Origin of the sequence: Sorangium sp. So ce693, from assembly GCF_051521375.1 — a bacterium.
Lineage (GTDB): Bacteria > Myxococcota_A > Polyangia > Polyangiales > Polyangiaceae > Sorangium > Sorangium atrum.
In genome coordinates this window covers 3,251,894-3,275,572 of sequence record NZ_CP150347.1, presented here as the reverse complement: position 1 = coordinate 3,275,572, position 23,679 = coordinate 3,251,894, and the positions used below count along the sequence as shown (strand labels likewise).

Sequence of the window (23,679 nt, the reverse complement as noted above, 5' to 3'; positions counted from 1 at the left end):
GCTTCGGCACAGGCGCTGCGGTCGGCTCAGCCGCTTCGGGAGGTGTGTCGGATGGAAGCGGTCCTCCGAGCGAAGGCTCCCCCGGCGGAAGCCTGGGCACAGGAGGCAGCGGAGGCGCAGGCGGCGGAGGCGGCGGAGGCGCAGGCGGCGGAGCCAGCATCGCGCCTGGCACGCTCACCGCGGGCGTCTGGGACGACAACCGCAACTTCGACTTCTTCCTCTCGTACCGGAGCACGCTCTATTCGCAGCAGCTCCCGGGCATCTTGCCCTTCACCGCGGCCGACCATCAGGCCGCGCACAGCCTCTTCGCGGCGCCTCCAGGAAAGAAGGAGACGCTGGACGTATCGCTCATCATCGACACGACCGGCAGCATGGGCGACGAGATCACGTATCTCCAGACGGAGTTCATCGCGCTCTCCGACTCCATCTTCGCCAAGTACCCGAACGCCCAGCAGCGCTGGTCGCTCGTCCTGTACAGAGACACCGAGGACGATTACATCGTCCGCTGGTTCGACTTCCGCACCGATCCCGACGAGTTCCAGGAGAAGCTCGCCGAGCAAGGGGCGAACGGCGGCGGCGACTTCCCGGAGGCGCCGGACATGGCGCTCTCCAAGACGGCCGACCTCTCCTGGCGCACGGGCGACGACACTGCGCGCCTCGCCTTCTGGGTCGCGGACGCGCCCCACCACGAGAACAACGCCGCGGCGATGGCAGGCGGGATACGCGCCCTCAAGGACCTCGGAGTCGCTGTTTATCCCGTCGCGTCGAGCGGCGTGGATGAGCTCACCGAGCTCAGCATGCGCTCTGCCGCACAGCTCACGGGCGGCCGATACCTCTTCTTGACGGATGACTCCGGGGTTGGCGGGGCGCACAAGGAGCCGACGATCCCCTGCTATTACGTGACCAAGCTCGATCGCGCGATCCTGCGCATGGTCGACATCGCGCTCTCCGGCGTCTACCGCGAGCCGGAGCCGTCCGAGATCCTCCGCACCGGCGGTGATCCCCAGGACGGCGCGTGCGAGCTCGCGTCAGGGAGCGAGGTGCTCGCGTTTTGATCGGACCGCCTGTCGTCGCCCCCGCTGCGGCGGCTGACGTCGCCCGCAGGCCCTGGAGCCAAGGCGGCTCCCGCGGGCCGCGGAGTGAATACCGCCCCTTCGATCGCCGCAGAGACGAGCGCGGTTGCACGCACCGCGTCTTCACGAGACCGGGCGGACCGGAGTAAAACCGGCGTAAAACCGGCGTAAAAACTGCTCTGCCAGCCCGGCGCAGATCCCGCAGTTGTGGCTTGACGCCTCCGGAACATTTGGGTTTCCTGTGCCCCGTCGACATGGGTGCGCTGCAATGACGGTGAAGGGGAAGGGCTTCGAGGTCGTCTTCGGCCGCCCGGCGAAGGTCCTGGGCGAGGCGCCGGGGCGGGTGAACCTGATCGGCGAACACACCGACTATAGCGGCGGCTACGTGCTGCCGACGGCGATCCCGCAGAAGACGCGCGTCGAACTCGCGCCGCGGGACGACCGGCTCATCCAGGTCGCGACGGCGAACGTGGACGGCGGCGCCCAGCTCTCGTTCCGCGCCGGCGAGGAGGCGCGCCGCGGACTGTGGCTCGACTACGTGCAGGGCATCACCGCGGTCCTCCGCAGCCGGGGCGCATCGATCCCCGGCTTCGACGCGAGGATCGAGTCGACGGTGCCGCTCGGAAGCGGCCTGTCGTCGAGCGCATCGCTGCTCGTGGCGCTCGCCCGCGCCCTGCGGACGATGCTCGGCCTCTCCATCGACGACGTGGAGATCGCCCGGATCGCGCACGCCGCAGAGCACGACTTCGTGGGCGCGCCGGTGGGGACCATGGATCAGATGGCCGCGAGCCTCGCCGACGAGAGCACGGCGCTCTTCATCGACACGAGGACGCTCGCGTTCGAGCGCATCCCGCTGCCCGCGGAGGCCGAGCTGCTCGTGATCGACTCCGGGGTGGCTCACCAGCACGCGAGCGGCGACTACAAGACGCGGCGCGCGGAGTGCGAGCGCGCGGCCGCGGCGCTGGGCGTCCCGGAGCTCCGGGACGTCGACGCGACCGTGGAGCCGCGCATCGCGTCGCTGCCGGCGCCGCTCGACCGGCGCGCGCGCCACGTCGTGACCGAGAACGCCCGGGTGCTCGCCGCCGTGGCCGCGCTCCGCGCGGGAGATCTCACCCGTCTGGGCGAGCTCTTCGACGCGTCCCACCGGTCGATGCGCGACGATTTCGAGGTGTCCGTGCCGGCGGTCGACGATCTGGTGCAGAGCGCGCGGGCGCAGCCGGACGTCTTCGGCGCCCGGCTGACCGGCGGCGGCTTCGGCGGCGCGATCGTGGCCCTGGTGAAGCGCGGGCGCGCAGCGAGCGTGGGGCGGGCCGTCGTGGAGGCCTACGCGCGCACGCCGAACCGCCGGGCGAGGGTGCTTGTAGGCGGGCTCGTCCCCTAGCAGAGAAGCTCGGCGTCGGCGTGATCGTCAGGCTCGTCCACCGCGGGAAGGGGCCGCCGTGGGGAGGCAGGGCCCGTCAACCGGGGTACCACGTGACGCGCGGGTCATCGGGCGCGCGCACGTAATCGAAGGCGGCGTCCGTGAGCCGCGCCAGGTCGTACTGCGGGCGCCAACCGAGCAGAAACTTCGCTTTCGAGTTGTCCAGCCAAGTCGAATGGAAGGGCGTCTTCACCCTCACGCTCGGCAGGCCCCGCGTCGCCTCCAGGTAACGCGCCAGCTCCCCGTAGTCCACCGGCTCGTCCATGCAGATGTTGAAGGTCTGCTGGCGAGCCTTCTCATGATGGATGGCCTTGAGGATCGCGGAGACCAGATCCTCAACATGCACGAAGTTACGCTTCACCGGCTCGCCGCGGCGGTCGAGCATCACCGGCACGGCGCCCGAGCGGACGTACCCCTCTGCCGCCTCGGCACCGACCAGATCGCGCCACCTCGGCCCTCCGAACACGTCGTCGCCGAAGGACAGCTGCGCCTTGAAGTCGTCCTTCTCCATGATCCAGGGCGCGCGCAGGCAGCATCCGTTGAGCTCATATTGAATGTAATACTGCTCGAGCATGACCTCCTCGAGCACCTTGGACAGCGCGTAGCAGCCCGGGTAGGCGCTGTGCCGCTGCGCCTCCGTGACGGGGACGGGGTGCGGATAAAAGAAGTGGCCCATCCCGGCGTCGCCCCCGACCAGGATGAATTGCTCGAACGTGGGGCTGACGCGGCAGGCCTCCAGCAGCCAGAACATGCCTTTGACGGCCACGTCCATGATGCTCTCGGGGGTCTCCTTGCTGGTCGCCAGGTGCAGCACGTGGCTCACCCCCTCGGTCGCCTCGTTGACGACGGCCCTGTCCTCGATGGCCCCACGCAGCACCTCCACGCGCGCCGTCCGCTCCAGCACGCGGTTGTGGCACAGCGCACGGACCTTCCACCCCTCGAACGCGGGGTTCGACAGGAACCTTCGGATGAATGTCTGACCGACCTTGCCCGCCGCCCCGGTGACCAGAATTCGCTTGGTCTCGTTCATTCTATCGCTCCTCGCTCTCCGGCGTCATCGATGATGACCGTACTCCACCCCCCTGGCTGCAGGGGCCGATCGGATCAGGACCTGCTGCATGACGATGAAGACGAGCAGCAGCAGCCCGATGCTGATGTGGTGCCAGGGCGACGGCAGCCGTCCATCCAGGTTGATCACCGCCCGCACGATGCCCGTGATCATCACGCCCATCACGGTGCCGACGACGCTGCCAGCCCCCCCGGTCAGCAGCGTTCCACCGATCACCACCGAGGCGATGGCCTCGAGCTCCAGCCCGGCGCCGGTGTTCGGCTTTCCGGCGCTGTCGATCAGCGCCGTCGTGACCCCGCCGAGGCCCGCGCACAAGCCGCACAACGCGTAAAGACACACCGTCGTGGCGCCCAGCGGCACCCCCATGAGCAGCGCGGCCTGCCTGTCTCCGCCGAGGGCGAGGACGTTCCGGCCGAAGCTCGTGCTACGGCCAAGGATCACGCCGAGCACGAGGACTATCAAGAACAAGAGCGCCGTCGCCGGGACCCAGGTCCGGTCCAGGCCCGGGATCGCCAGGGCGAAGCCGAGCTCATCGACGATCCAGTCCAGCGCAGGGTGATCGATGCCGATGGGCTGCATGCTGACGAGGAACGCCGCGCCGCGGGCGAAGAACATCCCCGCGAGCGTCACGAGGAACGGGGGCAGAGAGAAACGATGGATCAGGTGCCCCGTCATCGCGCCGAACGCGAGCGACACCGCGAGGCCGACACAGAACGCCACCACCGGGTGGCAACCACCGGCGACCAGCGTGCCGACGAGGACCGTCGTGAGCGCGACGACGGAGCCGACCGAGAGATCGATGCCCCCCGACAGGATGACGAAGGTCATGCCCACCGCGCAGAGGCCCATCGCCGCGTTCCCCTTGATCAGGTCGACCAGGAAACGCAGGCTACGCGCCGCGTCGTAACAGACCAGCACCCCCGAGTAGAGCGCGATCAGGAGGACCGCGGTCACCATGAGCGGCAGATCCCGCCGATCCCAGCGGAGCATCCCTACTGCCCCCGCCTGAGGCCGAGCAGCTCGAGCAGCCGCCGGCGCGACTCCTCCGAGACCAGCAGACAGCTGAGCAGCATCACGCCGGCCTTGGGCATCGGCTCGATCTCCGAGGGGACATGCTGGATGTACATCGTGGTGGAGAGCGTTTGTATCAACAACGCTCCTATCAGGGTGCCACCCAGGTAGAAGCGCCCGCCGGTGAGCGCCGTACCGCCGATCACCGCGGCGAAGATGGCGTCCAGCTCCCGCAGGCGCCCCACGCGATCGGGGTCGGCCGTGGAGATGTACGAGGCGGCCACGAGGCCGGCGATGCCGGCGCACAGGCCGGAAAAGCCATACAACCAGAGCTTGATGCGGCGGTCGTCGACGCCGGCGAGCCGGCTCGCCCGCTCGTTGTCGCCGATCGCTTCCATGAACAGGCCGAGCGCCGTCCTCCGGCAGAGCAGCGCGGCGACGACGAACACGGCGGCCACCAGCACCATGGAGAACGGCAAGCCACCGACGTGACCGTTGCCGATGAACGCAAACGTCGCATCCGTGTGCGTCACGGGCTCGGCGCGGGTGATGAGCATGGCGACGCCGCGAACACCGACCATGCTGATCAAGGTCACGATGATGGGCTGGATGTTCAGCGCCGTCACCAGCGCGCCGTTGAACAGGCCGACGGCGCCGGCGACGGCGAGGGACAGGAGCGCAGCCAGGAGCGGCCCGCAGTGAGCCTCCTTCATCAGGATCACGCAGGTGGCGCCGGACAACGCCATGACCGAGCCGACCGACAGGTCGATGCCCCTCACGGCGATCACCAGGGTCAGGCCGATCGCGAGGAGCATCACCTCCGAGCCCTGGTTGAGCAGGTTGATGGGCGTCCCGTAATAGGCCCCGTCGCGCTCGACGATGGAGAAGAAGTTCTTGGACAGGACCGAATTGAACAGGAGGAGCGCCAGGAGGCCGAGCAAAGGCCAAGCCTCGCGGCGCCCGCGCAGGAGCAGCAGGGCGCCGGCGCACCCGGTGAAGAGGAGGATCGCGATGCCGGTGAGGTTGGCGTTCGTGGGCGCCGCTTCCGTGATCTTCTCAAGCATCGGACGGCGCCTCCTTCTGATGGGCGATGGCCTGGATGATGGACGAAGGCGTCACGGACTCTCCCACGAGCTCGCCCTGCTGCTTGCGGTCCCTCAAGACCACCACCCTGTAGCAGTTGCGCGCGACCTCCTCGAGCTCCGACGAGATCAAGACCGTGGCGACCCCCTTCTCGCTGAGCGACTTCACCAGCGCCTCGATCTCCAGCTTGGCGCCGATGTCCACGCCGCGCGTGGGCTCGTCGAGCAGCAGGATCCGCGGCTGCATGGCCATCCAACGCGCGAGCAGCACCTTCTGCTGGTTGCCGCCCGAGAGCAGCTTGACGGGCGTCTCCGGGGACGGCGTCTTGATGCTCAGGGTCTTGATGTAGTGCTGGACCAGACGCTCCCGCTCGTGGCGCGGGAGCACCCGCAGCGCCCCCTGGGAGGCCTGCAAGGCGAGCAGGAGGTTCTCTCGCACGGAGAGGTTCGGGATGATGCCATCCACCTTGCGGTCTTCAGGGCAGTACGCGAGGCCGGCCCGGATCGCGTGCCGTGGCGTCTTGATCTCGGTCGCGCGTCCGTTCACCGCGAGCTCGCCGCGATCGGCGGGCTCGATCCCGAAGAGCATCCTGGCGGTCTCGCTTCGACCAGAGCCGAGCAGCCCCGCCAGCCCCACCACCTCGCCGGGCCGCAGCGCGAGCTCGATGGGTCCGATGACCCCCTTTCTCTCGAGGCCGCGCGCGGCGAGCGCCGGCTCCGCGGCGCTCGCCCCCCCTCCCGGACCGGCAGGGCCGACTGGCCCGGCCCTGTCTTTCGCGCCGAGCTTGACGCCCAGCATCGCCTGGACGAGCTCCAGGCGAGGCAGCTCGCTGCTCACGTACTGCCCCACCAAGCAGCCATTCCTGAGCACCGTGATCGTGTCGCTGACCGCGTAGACCTGATCCAGGAAGTGAGTCACGAAGAGGATCGCCAACCCCTGCGCCTTCAGCCCCCGCATGACGTCGAAGAGCCGCAGCGTCTCCGCTTCATCCAGGCTGGAGGTGGGCTCATCCAGGATCAGGATCCGCGCGTCCACGGCGAGCGCGCGGGCGATCGCGACCATCTGCTGCAGCGCGGTGGGCAGCGCCGCCACCGATCGCGACACGTCGAGATCCAGCGAGAGGCGCGCGAGGGCCTCACGCGCCTTCGCGCGGACGGCGCGCCCGTCGATCAGGCCGAAGCGCCGAGGCTGCCGGCCCAGCATGATGTTGTCCGCGATGGAGAGGTGCGGGATCAGGCTGATTTCCTGGTGCACCGCGCTGATCCCCAGCGATTCAGCGTGGCGGGGAGAGGTCGGCCGGATCACCGTGCCGCCGAGGCGCAAGGTCCCGGCGTCGGGAGAATAGACGCCGGTGAGCAGCTTGATCAGCGTCGACTTGCCGGCTCCGTTCTCCCCCATCAACGCCTGGATCTCGCCGGCGCGCGCCTCGACGTGCACGTCGTGCAGAGCGCGAACTCCGGGGAAGGATTTGCTGAGGCCCTCGACAGAGAGCAAGGCTTTCGAGACAGGCATGCGGCTGCTGCTCCGTACGTGAGCGCCGCGCGACGAGCGAGCTCACGAGCGTGATGGCGCCCGCGCCGCCCCATCGGGGCGCCGGCGCCGAACCCTCCTCAGTAGGGCCGCGAGCCGATGGCCGCCGCCGCCTGCTCGCGTTCGAAGATCTGGCCAGGGACGATCGTGCGCTTCGGCACCTTCTCGCCACGCACGATCTTGTCGATCGTATCGAAGAGCAGGGGGCCGTGCAGGGGGTTGCACTCGACCGTCGCGTTCAGCGTCCCCTCCATCATGGCCTCGAACGCCGGCTTCACGGCGTCGATCGATATCACCTGGATATCCTGCCCGGGCTTCAACCCTGCCGCCTGGATCGCCTGAATCGCCCCGAGCGCCATGTCGTCGTTGTGCGCGTAGACGGCGTTGATCTCGCCCTTGTGGGCCGCGAGCAGCGTCTCCATCACGGCTTTTCCCTTGGTACGCGTGAAGTCACCGCTCTGGCTCGCGATGATCTTCATGTCCGGGTGCTTCGCGATGGCCTCGGCGAAGCCGGTCTTGCGCATCACCGCCACGTCCGCCGCCGGCGTGCCCACGAGCTCGATGATCCGCGCGTTGCCGTTCGTCTGCTTCGCGAGCCACTCCCCTGCCCTGCGCCCCTCCCAGACGAAGTCCGCCACCATCACCGTCTCGTACAGATCTTCCTCGGCGTCCACGCCCCGGCTCGTGAGCACCACCGGGATCCCGGCGCGCTTGGCCTCCTTCAACGTGGGCTTCCAGCCCACGGATTCTTGCGGCGCGATGACGATGACGTCGACGCCCTTGGTGATGAACCCGTTGACGGCGTTGACCTGGTTGTTGTGCACGTTCTGGCCGTCTGCGAAGAGCAGCTGCACGTGGCGCTTCTCCGCTTCCTCCTGGATCGACTTGCTGTGCGCGATCCTCCAGGAGCTCTCGGCGCCCGTCTGCGAGAAGCCGACCACGATCTCGGACAGCTTCTTCGGCTTCCGCCCCGCGGCGTCGGCGTCCGACGCCGGCTTCTGAGAGGCGCGCGCCGCGTCGCTCTCCTCGCGGGAGCAGCCGGCGGCCACGGACGCCGAGCCCAGGATGGCCAGGAAGAGCCTTCGTGACACGTGGTTTTGAGGGTTCATGCTCTTCGACATAGATCACGCCGCCCCCGACGGTGGTCAGCCGGCCGCGTCGCCAGCACCGCCGGATCTTTGTAAGGAATCATCTCCGGTGAACAGCACTCGAGATTTCACGACAGCCGCCGAACGAGCGCGGTAGGACGTGTTCTCTGGGAGCACCCTCGGCCCGATGCCAATCCCCATCGTTCAGCGATCGCTTCCGCGACGACCGAGCGAACGGAGCTGGTGTAAAAATCGTTCAGAAGACGAATGCCTCGGTGCGCGTGGCGACCCGAGCAAGGCACAGCAACAAGGATACCCCTCGCCAACAATGTGAACGATCACATGAGCACCGTCAATTCCAATCGACCGGGCCGTAAGGTTCCCGAGCCCGAGGGAGCACGAGGCTGGCGGGGCTCCTCCGGAGCGCCGCGGCAAGAGGCGCGGGCGCCTTACCGCGATCATCGCCGGCCCGCCGCGCGCCGGCGGCGACGACGCTGAAGCGCCTGTGTGACCGCAGCCCGATGCCCGCCCCTCTTGACGCGGCGCTCCGGAGGAGACCTGTCCGCCGTCGGGGCGCGAGGACGGTCGCTGACGGCCGTTTCGAATTGACATCGGTATTGTGAACGTTCACATTATGCCTCTGGGCCCCTTTGGCTTTGCCCAGGACTGGGGTCGTCATGAGGACCGGGACCTCTGTCATCCGGACCGATCTCGCCCCCCTGCCTGGGAGACTGCGAGCGCATCCTCAAGACACCCACGCCGTGCTGCTGTTGCAGCGGGGTGTGGCGCCTGCCTGGCCACGCCGCCCCTCGCCCTCGTCTCGCCGAGGGGAACTCTATGGGTTATCTGCTGGGTTGAAAATGGAGTCGAGAGGTCCGAGGCCGCTCCGCAGAGCCGAGCGCACGGCGCGGCGCCAGCGAGGGCGACTCGGTCTGTTGATTGGCGTTCGCCTTGCGCTCACTCCGTGCAGCGCGTCACGTCGCTCGTGTCGGGCTGGAAGCAAGCGACTCGCGAGCCGCCCCCTTCTTCGCCGCAGTCCTTATAGAAGTACGCCACGTAGCCGTAGCGGTCGTCGAAGAAAACGTCGCGGAGCTCGCAGTCGCTCTCGCGCTCTGCTCGGTCGAACAGGGCTTCCACCGGATCCGCTTGATCGGGCGCTTCATCGAACGTCCAGTCGCCGCTCGTCGGCTCGTCGAACTCGCTGTGAGCGGCGGCGACAACGGTATCGCCGGAGACCGCGGCGAGCGTACATCCGCGGTCGAAGCCTGTGCCGCAGATGGAGATGACATAGTCTTCTGGCCGGTCGGCCCGCCACTTCGCGCGGTTTTCGTCGAAGTCGGGACCGCTGCAGCCAGCGAGCAACCAACACCCCACCACCACCCTACCCGATGTTTGCATGCCCTCGGAGCTCAGCAACTCACGTGCCGGCGCGAGAAGCGAGCGGGATTGGCCGACGAGGAGCGCGCGACACATGACACTCGGATCATGACCGCCGGCCACCCTGCCCGGTGTGCCGTCCCGAGGTCTGGGTGTCCTTCTCCTCAAGTGAGGATCAGGTCGAGCGCCATGGCCGTCCCTGTCACGCCTGCAGCACGCGCAGCGACCCCCGCACCACCCCGTAGCTCCCCTCGGCCCGCAGCCCGCGCGCGACCTCCGCCGGCGCCACCTCCCCGGCGAGCAGCCGCCGGTACGCCTCCACCACGCGCCGCGCCCCATCGGCGTCCTCCCGCACCAGCTCGATCCGGAACCGCCGCACGCCGCTCTTCGCGAGCCTCGGCACGAGGTGCGCCGCGCTCTGCGGCGCCGCGTGGAACACCGTGTTCCGACACCCCACGTCCGCCTCCAGCGGGTGATCCATGCCCGCCCGGTCCCGCAGCGACAGCGCGTGCTGCTCGCACGGGCGGCCGCAGGTGAGGTGATCCTTGCCCTCGGACAGCGTCGCCGCGATCACACAGTGCTCCATGTGGAAGAGCGGCATCGGGTGGTGCACCACCACCTCGGCGAACGGCCCGAACGGCGAGTCCAGCAGCGACTCGAGCTGGGCGGCGTCGAGATCGAACGACGGCGTGAACGCGGCGAGCCCCCGCGAGAGCACCTCGCGCGCGGCCAGCTTGTTCGTGACGTTCAGCGAGAAATCGCCGATCCGGGGCACGCCCGGCGTGGCGTCGAGCAGCGCGCCGAGGCTGCGGACCAGGATCGCCGCCGGCCCGAGCGAGAGCAGGTACCTGTCGATCTTCTCCTCGCCCGGCTTGCGGATCCGCGGCGGCGCCACCCCCACGGAGGCCCCGGCCGCCATCAGCTCGCGCGCCGCGGCGCCGAGGCCGACCATCTCCAGGAAATCGAGGTAGACGCCGCTCGCGCCGGCGTCGAGCGCCGCCCGCGCCTGCGCTACGTTGCGGCACAGCACGAAGAGGCCCGGCGCCGGCGGCGGGGCGTCCGGCGGAGCGATCCCGGCGACGAGCCCCTCGGCCTCCAGCGGCGCCGAAGGATGCGGCCTGTGCGACGCCTCGATCAGCGCCGCGACGAGCGCCCGGCGGGCGCGGTTGAGCGCCGACGGCGGCACGAGCGCGGGCCCGTCGAGCGACAGCCCGACGCCGCGCAGGACGAACGGCGTGTCGCCCAGCCGATCCAGCTGCTTTCGCAGCGTGGCCTCGTCGAGCGGCGATCGATCGGCGCGCCCGAGCGGGGTGTCGATCTCGACCGAGGCCGACGCCCCGCCCTCCGTCGCCGCCGAGAGCCGCGGGCGCTCGCCGAGGCGGCCCTCGAGGCGGACGTCGATCGCCACCCGCCGCGGGGCGCGATCGAGCGCCTCGCGGACCTCGCGGGCGCCGGCAGGGTCGCTCGTTCGAAAGACCCGGCGCCCGCGCAGCCCCCGCGCGCCGCTCAGCACGTCCTCCGGCAGCCGCCGGTCCGGCCCGAGCCAGACCTCGACGTCGCCCCCCGCCGGCGCGCGCTCGACCTCGCGGCCGGCAGCCCACAGGCCCCAGATGCGGCCGCCGATCTCGCCCTCGCCGGCGAACCCGCCCTCCACGAGGATCCCCTCGCCGCGCGCGAGCGGCTGCGCGGCGCGGACGACCACCACCTCGTGGCCGCGCCGGCGCCCGGCGCCGCGCGCCTCGCCGACCTCGATGCCGCGGTGATCGCAGGTGCGGCCGTCGACGAGGCGCTGGTGGTCGACGCCGCGCAGGAAGCCGGGGCCCGAGCCCCGCGAGAACGCCTGGAGCGCCGCCTCCCGGTCCGTGGCCCCGGGGCCCGCTCCCGCGCCGACCGCCGCGTCGATCGCGGCGCGGTAGAGCCGCGCGGTGGCGCCGACGTACTCCGGACCCTTGAGTCGCCCCTCGATCTTCACCGAGGCGACGCCGAGCGCGACGAGGTCGGGGATGACGTCGGTGGCGTCGAGGTCCTCCGGCGACAGGAGGTAGGCCGCGTCGCCGAGGTCGCGCAGCGCGCCGTCGACGACGAGGCGGTACGGCAGGCGGCAGGCCTGGGCGCAGGCGCCGCGGTTGGCGCTGCGGCCGCCGATGGCCTCGCTCGTCAGGCACTGCCCCGAGTAGGCGATGCAGAGCGCGCCGTGGACGAAGACCTCGAGCTCGACGTCGGTCGCCCGGCGGATGGCGGCGATGTCGTCGAGCGAGAGCTCCCGGGCGAGGATGACGCGCGCGGCGCCGAGCGATCGCGCGAGCTCGACGCCGGCCGCGTCGGTGCAGGTCATCTGCGTGGAGGCGTGGATCGGGAGCCCGGGCGCGAGCGCCCGCGCGAGGCGCATCACCCCGAGGTCCTGGACGATGACCGCGTCGACGCCGGCCGCGGCGCACGCCTCGATCGCGCCGCGGACCGCCGGGAGCTCGTCGTCGAACACGAGCGTGTTCAGGGTGACGTAGCCCTTCACGCCGTGGGCGTGGAGGAAGCGCACCGCCTCCTCGAGCTCCGCCGCGTCGAAGTTCGCGGCCCGCGCGCGGGCGTTGAAGGGCGACGCCGCGCCGCCTCCCGCGGCGCCCCCCCGGAGGCCGAAGTAGACGGCATCGGCCCCGCCGCGCACGGCGGCTTCCATGGCGGCGCGATCACCGGCGGGAGCGAGGACTTCAGGGCGCGCGGGCCGCGACATGGGGGCGGTTCTAGCAAGGGGTGGCGCGGTTGTCGCTCTCTACCACCTGGCGCGCGCGGGCTCGCCCTCCCGAAGAGCCTGCCAGACGGCGCGCCTTGACCTCGCTTCGCGACGTGAGGCACGATCGTGTAGCGGCCTACCCGGCCGAGGTGCGGTCGGGTCGACGCCGGCCGGCGCGGCGAGGCCTCGATGGCAGGGTCGGATGAGCGGAGCGGCCACGTCAGCCATCAACCACCAGCGCGGAGCCCGGGAGCCGAACGTCGGAGAGGCGCTCGCATTCTCCGCCGGCTCGCGCGCGTCGACGGCGCGTGCCGCAGGGGGATGCCGATGAACAGACACGGTTTTCGCTTCGGACAGGCGCTGTCGATGGCCGCGCTCTGGCTGCCTGCCGCGGTCCTCTCGGCGACGTCCGCGTGCGGCGGCGACGACGCCCTGGCGCCGCGCTGCGAGGCTCCCTACTCGATCTGCGACGGCGTCTGCGTGGCGCTGCACGCCGATCCGGAGCACTGCGGCGCGTGCGGCCAGGAATGTCCGGCCGGTGCGGCGTGCGTGAAGGGCGCCTGCGAGCCGCTGGGGACCGGCGGTGACGGCGGCGGCGACGGTGGCAGCGGCGGCGGAGGTGACGGCGGCGGGCCATCCGAGTGCCGCGAGGGCCGCTACGTGAAGCGCTGCGGCGACGAGTGCGTCGACACGCGCACCGACCCGGACCATTGCGGCAAGTGCGGCGCGCAGTGCCCGCCGGGCCGCGCGTGCGCCGGCTCCACATGCCGGCCGATCTGCCTCCCGGGCCTCACCGACTGCGCCGGCAGCTGCGTGGACCTCGCCGCAGATCCGCAGCACTGCGGCCGGTGCGATCGCGCGTGCGACCCCGGGCGCTCGTGCGAAGGCGGCACCTGCGCGTGCAGCGCGGAGCCCTCCCGGGACATCGGCTCCGCCGTCCCGCAGCGGGTGACCGGCACGACGCTCGGCGCCGACGACGACCGCTGGCTGACCTGCGCGGGGCCCGGCGCGGCCGATCAGGCGTTCCTGTTCACGGCGCCTCGCGCGGGGACCTACCTGTTCGACACCTTCGAGTCTCCCTACGACACGACGCTCGGCGCGCTGCGGGCCGACACGTGCGAGGAGCTCGCCTGCAACGACAACGCGGGGAGCCTCCAGTCGCAGCTCTCCGTCGATCTCGCCGAGGGCGAGCGCATCCTCGTGGTGGTGAGCGGCGCGCGCGGCGCGCAGGGCGACTTCACGCTCCGCGTGGCCGAGCCCGGGCCGGTCCAGTGCGCGCCGACCGCCCTCGATCCCGTCGTGCCGCAGACGGTGACGGGCACGACCGTCTTGCGCGAGGACACGGTGTCCGCGACCTGCGACATCAGCGCGACCCCGGACGCCACGTACTCGTTCACGGCCCCGTCGGATGGCACCTACGTGTTCAGCGCGCACGCCCCGTCGGACCTGATCGTCGAGGTCCTCGACGGCGGCACGTGCACGGGCCCCTCGCTCAGCTGCCGCTACGGCGCCGGCGAGTCGAACGCGTTCGCGACGCTCGAGGCCGGTCAGACGGTGATCGTCGCCGTGGCGGACCCGGCCGGCCCGCTGGCGAGCTTCACGCTGGATCTCTTCGAGGCCCCGCCGTGCCCGGGCGTCCAGATCGGCGGGACCCTGCCGCAGACGGTGACCGGGAACAACGAGCACCTCCGCAACCTGATCTCGGCGTGCGCGACGTTCTCGACCGGGGGCGAGGCGACCTACGGCTTCACGGCGCCGCGCGAGGGCCTCTACACGTTCAACGCGTCCGGTTCGAGCTTCCCCGTCCTCATGGAGGCGCGCCACGCCTCGTGCGCCGGCGAGCTCATCGCGTGCGTCGACGGCCTGTTCGAGCCGGCGCTCATCACGCTCTCGCTCGCGGCCGGCGAGACCGTCGTCCTCGTGGTGGACACCGCGGGCGCGACGGGCGACTACCGGCTCGAGGTCGACGAGGTGCCGTGCCCGTTGATCGATCTCGGCTCGACGGTGCCGCAGACGGTCACGGGCACGACCGCGGATCTCGCCGATCACCTCGCGCCGGACTGCGCCTCTCGCGGGGCCCCCGAGGCGACGTACCGCTTCACCGCCCCGGCCGACGCGCTCTACGTCTTCGACACGAACGGCTCGGCGCTCGATACGGTCCTGGAGGTGCTGGACGGCTCGTGCTCTGGCCCCTCGCTCAGGTGCAATGACAACGTGGACCCCGCGGGGGTCGTCACCCACTCGCGGGCGAGCCTGTTCCTCTCCGCCGGTCAGACGGTGATCGTCTCCGTGGACAGCGTGTCGACGAGCGGCGATTACACGCTCAACATCGCCCAGCGGGAGGCGCCGCCGTGCCCCCTCTTCGAGCTCGACGCCGTGGTCCCGCAGTCGGTCACGGGCAACACCGAGGGCTATCCCGATCTCCTGGCGCCCTCCTGCGCCTCGGTCCCCGGCGGCGAGGCGACGTACAGCTTCACCGCGCCCGCAGATGGCTTCTACCGCATGAACACCGTGGGCTCCGCGATCGATACGGTCCTGTCCGTGCGCGACGGCGGGTGCGAGGGCGACGAGATGGCCTGCGTCAACGATAGCAGGGACTCGAGCAAGCTCGTGTGGTTGGACGCCGGCCAGACCGCCCTGATCAGCGTCGACAGCCACGGCGCGGAGGGCGACTACATGCTCAACGTGGACCTGTTCGACGGCACCGGCACGTGCGATAAGCCCATCGAGCTCACGCCCCTCGCCTCCCAGACCGCGACGGGGACAACCAAGGGGAGCCTCGCCAAGGTGGACGCGAGCTGCGGCGGCATCGACGCGCCTGAGGTGGTCTATCTGTTCACCGCCCCGGAGGCGGGGACGTACACGATCGATACGGTCGGCTCCGACTACGACACCGTGCTCGCCGTCTTCGACGGAGACTGCTACGGCGAGGAGATCGCGTGCAGCGACGACGTGCTCGGGGAGGAGCTGCACCTGTTCACGTCAAAGGTCACGGTGTCGCTCGACGCTGGGCAGACCATCGTCATCGTGGTCGACGGCGCGTTCCAGGAATCCGGCGTTTACGAGCTCAACATCCATCCGTAACCTCGCAGCGCGCAGCGCGCACCGCGCACCTCGCACCGCCGAGCAGCGTCGCGTGTCACCTCGCGAGAGGCTCCGTCGGACGAGCTGCTGTTCAGGAGCAGCTCCCCGGAGGAGCGCTACTGGTTCCGGCTTCCCTTGAGCCCTGCCAGAGGCTGGAGCCGATAAACGGATGGCGCGATGCATCGCACGCGGGGGTCCGTCCCGTGAAGGCCCTCGGCGTGGCCGAGGAACAGGTACCCTCCGGGCGCGAGGCTGGCGATGAGCTTCGCCACGATCTCCGCCTTCGTCGCGGCGTCGAAGTAGATGAAGACGTTCCGGCAGAAGATCAGATCGAACAGGCCGAATCGCTCGGGCGCCGCGTCGAGCAGGTTGAAGCGCCGGAAGGTGACGATCTGGCGCAGCTCCGGCCCGGCCTTCATCAGGCCCGCGCTTGCGCCCGTCCCGCGGAGCATGTAGGCGCGCAGGCGCTCGTCCGGGATCTCCGAGGCCCGCTCGATCGGCCACACCGCGCGTCGCGCCTGCTCGAGCGCACGGACGGACAGGTCCGTCGCCAGGACGCCAATCCCCGGAGCGCCCGCCGGCGCGCCACCTGCCCAGCGCGGCGCCCGTCCCGCGGCGCCGCTGCCGTCGGAGGAGGCCAGGCTGTCGAGCAGCGTCATCGCTATCGAGTAGGGCTCTTCCCCGGTCGAGCAGGCCGCGCTCCACGCGCGCAGCGGGCGGCGGACGCGCGCGCGGGGCGCTCCGCGGTCCGGCGCGCCGTGCCCCGCGCTCTTCTCCCACGCCGGGAGGATCTCGCGATCGAGGAGCTCGAACTGCTCGCGTTCCCGGAAGAAATGGGTCTCGTTGGTGCAGATGCAGTCGAGCATGTGCACGAGCTCGCCCTCGCCGTCCGCCGCGGTCACCCGGCGGTAGTACTCGCCGAAGCTGCGGAGGCCGAGCACGCGGAGCCGGGGCCCGAGCCGGCAGAGCAGGAGCGGCTTCTTCTGCGGGCCCAGCGAGATGCCCGAGAGGCGCTTGACGAGCCTCTGGAACAGGACGAACTCGTCGTCGCTGAGCGTGCGCGTGCCCGGCTCGGCGACCGCGATCATGGCCTGTCCCCTTCCCCGGCCGGCGCGCCGTCGAGCAGTCGATCCATGGGCACTTGCGCGCCGAAGGGCGGCGCGGGCTCGATCACAGGTTCACCCCACTCACCCCCTGGCAACATCACCGTACCATGGGAGTCCGTGGCAGCTCCATGCGGAACTGCGCAGCTCGTACACGTGTGCTCCCTGGTACACTGTCCTGACCCCGGTCGGTCTCGGCGCCTTCCCGACACGCACGGAGCACCTGGCATCCTCGGAGCAGGTCAACTACCTTGGGGCCATGATCAGCGGCGTGGTGGAGCCGGTTCGGCTCGGGAAGACGGCGCTCCCGGACGGCCGGCGGCTGGGCTGGGCGGAGTGGGGACCGGAGGACGGCATCCCGGTGCTGCTCTGCCCCGGCGGCGCCACGAGCCGGTCGATGGGGTTCGGGGGCGACGTCATCGGCGGGCTCGGCGTGCGGCTGATCTCCGTGGATCGCCCGGGGCTCGGGGCGTCGGACCAGGCCCCGGGCCGCACGCTCGACGACTGGGCGCAGGACATACGGCGCTTCCTCGAGGCGCGGCAGCTGTCCGGCGTGGCGGCCGTCGGGTTCTCGGCGGGCGCGCCGTTCGCCCTGGCCTGCGCGGCGGCCGGGGTCGTGGCTGGCGTGGCCGTGGTCGCTGGGACCGATGAGCTGGCGAATCCGGTGTTCGCCGATGCGCTGGCGCCGGACGTGCGGCGGCTCGTGGATCTCGTGGCGAGCGACCCTGCGCGCGCGGAGGCGTTCTTCGCCGGGTTCAGCGCCGAGGCGATGTGGAGCTTCGTCATTCCGACGCTCGCGGACGTCGACCGCGCGGTGTACACCGCCCCGGTGTTCGAGCGCGTTTACCGGCGCGCGATGGATGAGGCGTTCTCGCAGGGGCCGGCCGGCTACGCGCGCGACACGGTGCTGACGATGAGCCCGTGGCCGTTCGACCCAGGGAGCATCCGCGCGCCGGTCGACCTGTGGTACGGCGCGCGGGACACGAGCACGGTGCACTCGCCGGACCTCGGTGCGTCGCTCGCCGGGCGGCTGCGTGCGGCAGAGCGGCGCGTGCTCCCGGAGGCGGGAGGGTCGCTGCTGTGGACGCATGCGGAGGAGATCCTGCGCTCGCTGCTGGAACGCACGCGCGGGATGTGAGCCCCACGCGGGATGCCCCGCCCGGGCGCGGCCACGGGGGAACATCCTGCGCGCGCCGCTGTCCCGGCGGTCCATGCCTCGTCCGGTGGCCCGGTTCTTCCTCCTCGCCTACGCCATCACATGGCTCTGCCAGCTGCCCCTGCTGCTCCAGCAGTGGGGCGCCGGCATCTCTCCCGGCGTCGCCATGGCGCCGCTCGTGCTCGGCGCCGTCGGCCCGTCGCTCGCGGCCGCGGTCTGCGCCTGGAAGGAGGGCGGCCGAGCGGGGCTCTCGGGGCTCCTGTCACTCCACCGCGCCCCGACGGGCTGGGGCTACGCGCCGCTCGCGCTGTGCATGCCGGCGGCGCTGCACCTCCTCGGCCTCGCGCTGCTGGCGCTCGCCGGCGGGAGCCTGCCGGCGACGCTCCTCTATATGCCTGTCACACCGGAACACCGAGGGATCGCCGTCCTCGCCCCGCTGGGTGAGGAGCTGGGATGGCGCGGCTATGCCCTCCGGCGGCTCCTTCCGGCGCAAGGACCCGTGCGCGCCAGCCTCGTCCTCGGCGTCGCATGGACGTTCTGGCACCTGCCCGCCATGTGCCTGCCGGGCGTCCCGTGGTGGTCGTGGCCGCTCAGCCTCCTGTTCATCACGTCGCTCAGCGTGCTGATGACGGCGCTGCACCTCCGCTCCGGCGGCAGCGTGCTCGTCGCGTGGGCGGCGCACCTGGGCATCCACTTCGACAACGTCTCTCGCGCGCACATGTCCGGCGACGGCGCCGCGCCGCTCCTGGTCACGACGATCGTCGCGCTCGTGGCCGCGGTGATCACCGCGCGGCGGATGCAGGTACAGACGCGAAGCGCCGCCACGGCGCAGCCAGCGCCCCGCCCGGCGTGACACGTCCGGGGCGCTGGGATCGGGCTCGCTCGCTCGGCGCCTGGCTCACGCGCCCGATCCGCCGGAGCAGGCCGCGTCGGCGACGTCGACCATGAGATCGCAGTCGTTATCAATGCCGTCGTCGCAGATCTCGGCGGCGTCCGGGTGCACCTCGGCGTTCGCGTCGTTGCAGTCATCCGACGCGTCGAACCCGTCGCCGTCTCGATCCGGGGAGGCGCCGCACGCCGTGACGAGCGCGCAGCCGAGGACGATCACGAGCCTCCGGAGAGGGTCAGTTGCCGCTGAGATCACCATAAAAGTCTCCTCGCGGGGCGTCCGCCTTCATGAGGTCCAGGAGCGCGGGCCAGAACGCCGCCTCCTCGTCGATGCCGACGTCTCCTATCGCCGCCGCGTCGGCCGCGAAGCGCGCGAGCGCGGGCTCCAGGGTGGCAATCGCCGCGGCGTGGTCCGAGCCGTACTCTTGCGCCGCGTCGTGCATCGCCTGCACGAGGAGCGCGAGCGCGACCGTCTTGTCGACGCTCGCCTGCGGCATCACCACGCCGCGCTCGTCGAGCGCCTCGCCGTCATAGCGCGCCGAGAGGGAGCTCGTGACCGGCTCTCCCGAGCGGTCGACGTAATTGAGCGCGATCTCCACCTCTGACCCAGCGATCTCCTCTGGCGACGCCGGCGTGAGGGAAAGGAGCAGCGCCCCCTTGCGCTTGCTGAGAAACACGCTCGCCACGTCGAGCGAGGCGATCGACGTCGCGCCGGCCTCCCCCGTGGGGAAGCCATAGGCGTGCGAGAGAGAGAGGCCCGGCGAAGGGGTCGCGACGAGGCTGAGATCATGGGCGATCGGCGTCGCCATCCACGGCCAGTTGTCTTGCATGAAGAGACCCACGTCGTCGGCGTTCATCAGGCTGAAGGCGTTGGCCCCGCGCAGGTGCGACATCCGGTTCATGACCTCGGCGCCGAGCCCCAGGCCCAGGCCGAAGACGCTGATCCCGATGCCGTCGTCCGCGCCCTTCGCGACCAGGCGCTCGAACTCGCTGCCGCCGGTGGCCCCCACGTTCGGCTGAACGTCGGTGAAGAGCATGACGCGGACCTCGTCGGCCGTGCCCTTCGCCTCGCGCGCGAGCTCGTACGCCTGAAGGAGGCCCGCCTCCATGTTGGTGGAGCCGTCCTCCGAGAGCTCGCCTATGGCCTCCTTGATCTCGGGGTCGTTCCCTCGCGTCCAGTCGAGCGGCGTGTCGACCGACGAGCCATACGTGACGAGCGCGAAGCGATCGTCGGCGTCGAGGTGGCTCGCCACGTTCCAGAGGAGCGAGTGCGCTATCGCGGCGGGCATCCCGCCATCGCCATCGCCGTAGCTCCACGACATCGAGCCGGACACGTCGACCGTCGCGACGATCGCCATCGACGGCCGCTTGAAGGTCTCGGGATCGATCGTCGACGACATGCCGACCTGTACCCACGCGGCGCTCTCGCCCTGCGCGTCCGGGGCTATCCCCATCGCGGCGCGCACGCAGAGGAGCGTCGCGCACGGCGCGCCCTCGAGCGGCAAATCGTGCTCCGAGAACATCGCCTCGACGACGAACGCCTCGGGCGGCGGCACCCTGCCGTTCTCGACGAGGCCTCGCGCGAAGCCCATATCCTTCACGCCCCCGGGCGTCGCGCCGAAATCGCCAGCGTAGCCCGAGGCCATATCGTTTCCGCAGCCGACAACCGCGATGCTCGACGCGGCCGTCATGATGAACCCAAAGAGTCGATTCATGCCGTCACTCCTTCGAACGCCTGAGCGGACAGGTCGCGCAGGATCGCGACACGTCCTCGCCCCGCATCCTGCCGCGGAGGGTGCAGCTTCAGTGCCAACGCCTCGACGCGCACCTCGTCTGGCGGGGGCGCGCATCCACGCGCCTCTCCAGCCTGCTCTATGACAGCGGCGTCAGAGCGCAGGCCCGCTCCGGTGAGCTATCCATCGCGGCGACCGCGCCGGCTCAAGCCCCCTGACTCCATCGGACTCACGCGTTTGCGGCGCCGGGCGGTGCCACAGGTCAGGCCGTGGGTGAGTCCAGATGGGCAGAGGCGGTGTCTGGCAGCCCGCTCCACGCTTCGGTGCCATCGGCTCGGTCCGGGCCTCACGCTCTCCGAACGGCGCCATCATTCCAGCGTTGGGGCTTGCCCTGGAGCGAGCACAATCAACGTTCGTCGGTTGGATTTGCGCTCACCGGAACGGCAGCTGCTATCGCGGCGCAATCAGACGTCCGAACGCGCTTTCCTGTCAAGAACAAGGTAGTTCAACTATTCAGCTCGCCACGCAATGGGACGGCGATCGATCGTGCTCGGTGAGTCCCGGTCGAATGACACCTCCGAAAGGTTCAGTGGCGATGGCCGACTTCAGCCCAGATGAAGCGCCGCATCGCCGAAGTTCGTCCCCGAGACCATTTCGGCGAACGCGATCGATCACCTTGAATCACAGATTCGTGAGCTCGAGCCCGTGCGCGAGGGCGGCGCGCTCGACGACCTATCCACGCATCGAGCGGGCCGCGTTCACCCCACGGCCGTCGGGGCGGCCGCGCTACGTCGCAGCGGCGAGCGCCCGCGCCTGCGCGAACAGGTCGGGGCGCGCCCGGTCGTGGGACCAGCCCTCGGGATACGAGGCCACCGCCGAGGGGCGACCCCGCACGCTGCGCTCGTAGGCGTCGAGCGCTGGATAGCCGGCGAGCGACAGCCCGCGCCGCTGCATGTAGGCGAGCACGGGGTAGAACGCGCAGTCCGCGAGCGTGAAGGCGTCCGACGCGATGAACCGTGTCTCCTGCGCCCGCGCATCCCACAGCGCGAGCTCCCGCTCCACGCCCGAGAGCGCGCCCAGGATGGCCGCCCGCCGGTCCGGCGAGATGGCTGCCGCACCGGCCTCGAAGAGGCTCTCCAGCGGGTCGTAGACGCACGCCGTGGCCTCGGACTCCTGGGCGAAGGCGAGCGCGCGGGCGAGCGCGCCGGGCTCGGCGAGCGGCGGGAGGAGCGGGGGTTCGGGATACCGCAGCTCGAGGTACGTCAGGATCGCCAGCGACTCGTTCATGACGGTGCCGTCGGGCTCGACGAGCACCGGGGCCTGGCCCCGCGGGTTGAGGGCCAGGAACTCCGGGGTGCGCGTCTCCCGGGGCTCCCGCATCACGCGCAGCCGGCGTGGCTCGAAGGCCAGGCCCTTCTCGTGAACCGCCATCAGGACGCGCCAGCTCGAGATCGAGCCGTTCACGAAATACACCGCGCGCTGCGCGCTCATCGGTCGCCTCCAGGCTCCTGCGACGCGCGGAGCGTGCGAAAATTGAGCGCCTCGAAGCCCGGGCGGTACGCGGCGGCGTCGAAGGTGGGGTCGATGTTCTCGGCGCGGAAGAGCTGCAACATCCGCTCTGCCTCGCCGCGCTCCTCCGCCTCGCGCTCCGGCCCGGGGAGCGCAGATCGGGCTCGGGCGCGCGCCTCGGCCTCGGCGCGATCGGACGCGGGCGCGCCGACGCCCCAGACAGCCCCGGTCGCCGGATCGTGAAACGTGCCGATGTGCCGGAACGTGAGCGAGATGCGCGAGGGCGACGTCGGGCCGTCGCCCTCGCCCTCCGCGTCCCCCTCCTGGCGGATGGCGTGATAAAATCGGCCGTTCGTCTCCAGGTCCATGACGAGCAGTGAGCCGTGCGGCAAAGGGACCATCTGGACAGCGTCCCCGTCCTCGGCGCGCTTGGGCCGGAGCACCATGGTGCGCTGTCGTCCGAGCGAGACATTGACGATGAACGACGGGCGCACGAGGTCGAGCGTCTTGTCGGAGTGCTCGCTGATCCAGTCGCGCCCCGTGCGGTAGAGCTGGAGCAGGCAATGGTTGAGCGGGTGCCCGACGCGGCGCTCGACCTCCCTGCGGATGCGGTCGACGGCGGGGGTGAAGGGGCAGAGATCGGGCTGCTCGTCGACCGGGTGGCGATAGAGCGGCATGGCGCCGTCGGGCGAGCGCTCGCCCTGGATCGCGACGAGGCGCGGCACCTCCCCGCCGCGGTGGCGCATCGTCGTCCAGGCGACCTCGCGCTCGACAGCGGCGAAGGCGCCCGCCTCCCCGGCGAGGCGCTCGTCGAGGGCGCCGCACCACAGCGCCGTCTCGCCCGCGCCGATACCTGCGATGTGCACCGGCCCGGGTCCGTCGGAGAGGAGGTCGGCCCAGCTGCGGCGCCGGCCGCCGAGGCCCTCGATCTCGCGCAGCGCCACGGCGTGTTTGCCCGCGGTGCCCGCCGCGGTCGCGTCCCCGAGGATGTCGACGTCGTAGCCGAGCCGGCGCGCGTCGCGGGCGGCGGCGAGGACACACACGTTGGTCGCGACGCCGCACAGGACCACGGCGGTCACCCCCGCCTGCTCCAGCCGGGCGTGCAGCTCGGTCTCGCGGAACGCCGAATACCAGCGCTTCTCGACATGCCACTCCGCGGTCCCCGCGGGGCGCTCGGCGCGCACCGGGACGAGCGCCGGGAACAGCTCGGCGCCCCATGTGCCGCGGGCGCAGCACGCGCTGCCGGTGTGCGTCTGCCCGCGGAGCGCGTCCGGGGCCGCGTCGATCTCGCCGTAGACCGACGTCACCCACACGACGACCCGCCCCTGCGCGCGCGCCGCGCGCACGAGCCAGGCCACGGTCTGCGCGAGCTGGCGCGGATCGCAGTGACGCTTCGAGAACGCGCCTCCCTCCGCGAGGAAGTCGTTCTGCATGTCGATGATCAGCAGCGCCGTGCGCGCAGGATCCTGGGAGGGCAGCCCGGCTCTCACGTCCATCGTGTCCTGGTACCACCGGACGATCGCACGGCCAAGCTCCCGCGCCGCGACGCGCAACCCGGAACAGAGGACCGCCAGGCTCCGCCAGACACCGGCGCTCTCGCCGCGGCGTCTAGCCTCGCACCTGCGCTGTCGAGAAGGCTGAGTCCGGCGGGCCGAGCCGCCGGCCCAGCAGGAAAGACGCTGTATGTTAAAGTGGTCTCGCCTCGATTGATGTTTACTTGGGGCGTGACCCGAGCGTACCTTGAGCAAAGGCGACGCCCCTTGGGGAGAGGTGGCGGTCGAGCCGCACGGGCGAGCGCTCGAGTGGTCTTCGTTGCCTGCGAGGGGA

At 70.9% G+C, this 23,679-nt stretch carries 17 protein-coding genes; 5 read left to right on the top strand and 12 right to left on the bottom strand.

What is annotated here, in order from left to right:
- The first annotated feature begins 44 nt into the window (after positions 1-44).
- Positions 45-1,055, top strand: coding sequence for a vWA domain-containing protein (locus WMF14_RS12640; protein WP_437801192.1), 1,011 nt, complete (start codon positions 45-47; stop codon positions 1,053-1,055).
- A 286-nt stretch (positions 1,056-1,341) separates the two neighbouring features.
- Entirely contained in the window at positions 1,342-2,454 is a 1,113-nt protein-coding gene (gene galK, locus WMF14_RS12635; protein ID WP_437801190.1) for a galactokinase, read from the top strand.
- A gap of 76 nt (positions 2,455-2,530) precedes the next feature.
- Here the strand turns inward: galK and WMF14_RS12630 are convergent, their stop codons facing one another.
- The 7 genes from WMF14_RS12630 to WMF14_RS12600 form a co-directional block, all read right to left on the bottom strand.
- Positions 2,531-3,523, bottom strand: a complete 993-nt coding sequence (locus tag WMF14_RS12630; RefSeq protein ID WP_437801188.1) for an NAD-dependent epimerase/dehydratase family protein — start codon at positions 3,521-3,523, stop codon at positions 2,531-2,533.
- 24 nt (positions 3,524-3,547) lie between these two features.
- Positions 3,548-4,552, bottom strand: coding sequence for an ABC transporter permease subunit (locus tag WMF14_RS12625; protein ID WP_437801186.1), 1,005 nt, complete (start codon positions 4,550-4,552; stop codon positions 3,548-3,550).
- 2 nt (positions 4,553-4,554) lie between these two features.
- Complete coding sequence (locus WMF14_RS12620; protein WP_437801184.1) at positions 4,555-5,637, bottom strand: ABC transporter permease; 1,083 nt, start codon at positions 5,635-5,637, stop codon at positions 4,555-4,557.
- Complete coding sequence (locus WMF14_RS12615) at positions 5,630-7,168, bottom strand: sugar ABC transporter ATP-binding protein (protein WP_437801182.1); 1,539 nt, start codon at positions 7,166-7,168, stop codon at positions 5,630-5,632. The genes WMF14_RS12620 and WMF14_RS12615 overlap by 8 nt, the downstream gene beginning before the upstream one ends.
- Before the next feature lie 98 nt (positions 7,169-7,266).
- Entirely contained in the window at positions 7,267-8,295 is a 1,029-nt protein-coding gene (locus tag WMF14_RS12610; RefSeq protein ID WP_437801180.1) for an ABC transporter substrate-binding protein, read from the bottom strand.
- 936 nt (positions 8,296-9,231) lie between these two features.
- On the bottom strand, positions 9,232-9,648 hold the full coding sequence (locus tag WMF14_RS12605) for a hypothetical protein (RefSeq protein ID WP_437801178.1): 417 nt from the start codon (positions 9,646-9,648) through the stop codon (positions 9,232-9,234).
- A 205-nt stretch (positions 9,649-9,853) separates the two neighbouring features.
- Positions 9,854-12,325 (bottom strand): DUF3656 domain-containing U32 family peptidase, encoded by a 2,472-nt coding sequence (locus WMF14_RS12600; RefSeq protein ID WP_437801176.1) that lies wholly within the window; start codon positions 12,323-12,325, stop codon positions 9,854-9,856.
- A gap of 381 nt (positions 12,326-12,706) precedes the next feature.
- Here WMF14_RS12600 and WMF14_RS12595 point away from each other — a divergent pair, with 381 nt between their 5' ends.
- On the top strand, positions 12,707-15,463 hold the full coding sequence (locus WMF14_RS12595) for an MXAN_6577-like cysteine-rich protein (RefSeq protein WP_437801174.1): 2,757 nt from the start codon (positions 12,707-12,709) through the stop codon (positions 15,461-15,463).
- Between the two features lie 116 nt (positions 15,464-15,579).
- Here the strand turns inward: WMF14_RS12595 and WMF14_RS12590 are convergent, their stop codons facing one another.
- Complete coding sequence (locus tag WMF14_RS12590) at positions 15,580-16,551, bottom strand: CheR family methyltransferase (protein ID WP_437801172.1); 972 nt, start codon at positions 16,549-16,551, stop codon at positions 15,580-15,582.
- 274 nt (positions 16,552-16,825) lie between these two features.
- On the opposite strand from WMF14_RS12590, the gene WMF14_RS12585 reads away from it, so the two are divergent.
- The gene (locus tag WMF14_RS12585; RefSeq protein ID WP_437801170.1) at positions 16,826-17,704 is read left to right on the top strand and encodes an alpha/beta fold hydrolase; all 879 of its coding nucleotides are present in this window, start codon (positions 16,826-16,828) and stop codon (positions 17,702-17,704) included.
- 73 nt (positions 17,705-17,777) lie between these two features.
- Entirely contained in the window at positions 17,778-18,575 is a 798-nt protein-coding gene (locus tag WMF14_RS12580; protein ID WP_437801168.1) for a CPBP family intramembrane glutamic endopeptidase, read from the top strand.
- Between the two features lie 45 nt (positions 18,576-18,620).
- Here WMF14_RS12580 and WMF14_RS12575 read toward each other — a convergent pair whose 3' ends face one another.
- From WMF14_RS12575 to WMF14_RS12560, 4 genes are all read right to left on the bottom strand, one after another.
- The gene (locus WMF14_RS12575; RefSeq protein ID WP_272102995.1) at positions 18,621-18,869 is read right to left on the bottom strand and encodes a putative metal-binding motif-containing protein; all 249 of its coding nucleotides are present in this window, start codon (positions 18,867-18,869) and stop codon (positions 18,621-18,623) included.
- The gene (locus WMF14_RS12570) at positions 18,847-20,325 is read right to left on the bottom strand and encodes a vWA domain-containing protein (protein ID WP_437801166.1); all 1,479 of its coding nucleotides are present in this window, start codon (positions 20,323-20,325) and stop codon (positions 18,847-18,849) included. The genes WMF14_RS12575 and WMF14_RS12570 overlap by 23 nt, the downstream gene beginning before the upstream one ends.
- Before the next feature lie 804 nt (positions 20,326-21,129).
- Complete coding sequence (locus WMF14_RS12565) at positions 21,130-21,834, bottom strand: glutathione S-transferase family protein (RefSeq protein WP_272102992.1); 705 nt, start codon at positions 21,832-21,834, stop codon at positions 21,130-21,132.
- Complete coding sequence (locus WMF14_RS12560; RefSeq protein WP_437801164.1) at positions 21,831-23,348, bottom strand: isochorismatase family protein; 1,518 nt, start codon at positions 23,346-23,348, stop codon at positions 21,831-21,833. The genes WMF14_RS12565 and WMF14_RS12560 overlap by 4 nt, the downstream gene beginning before the upstream one ends.
- Positions 23,349-23,679 lie beyond the last annotated feature (331 nt).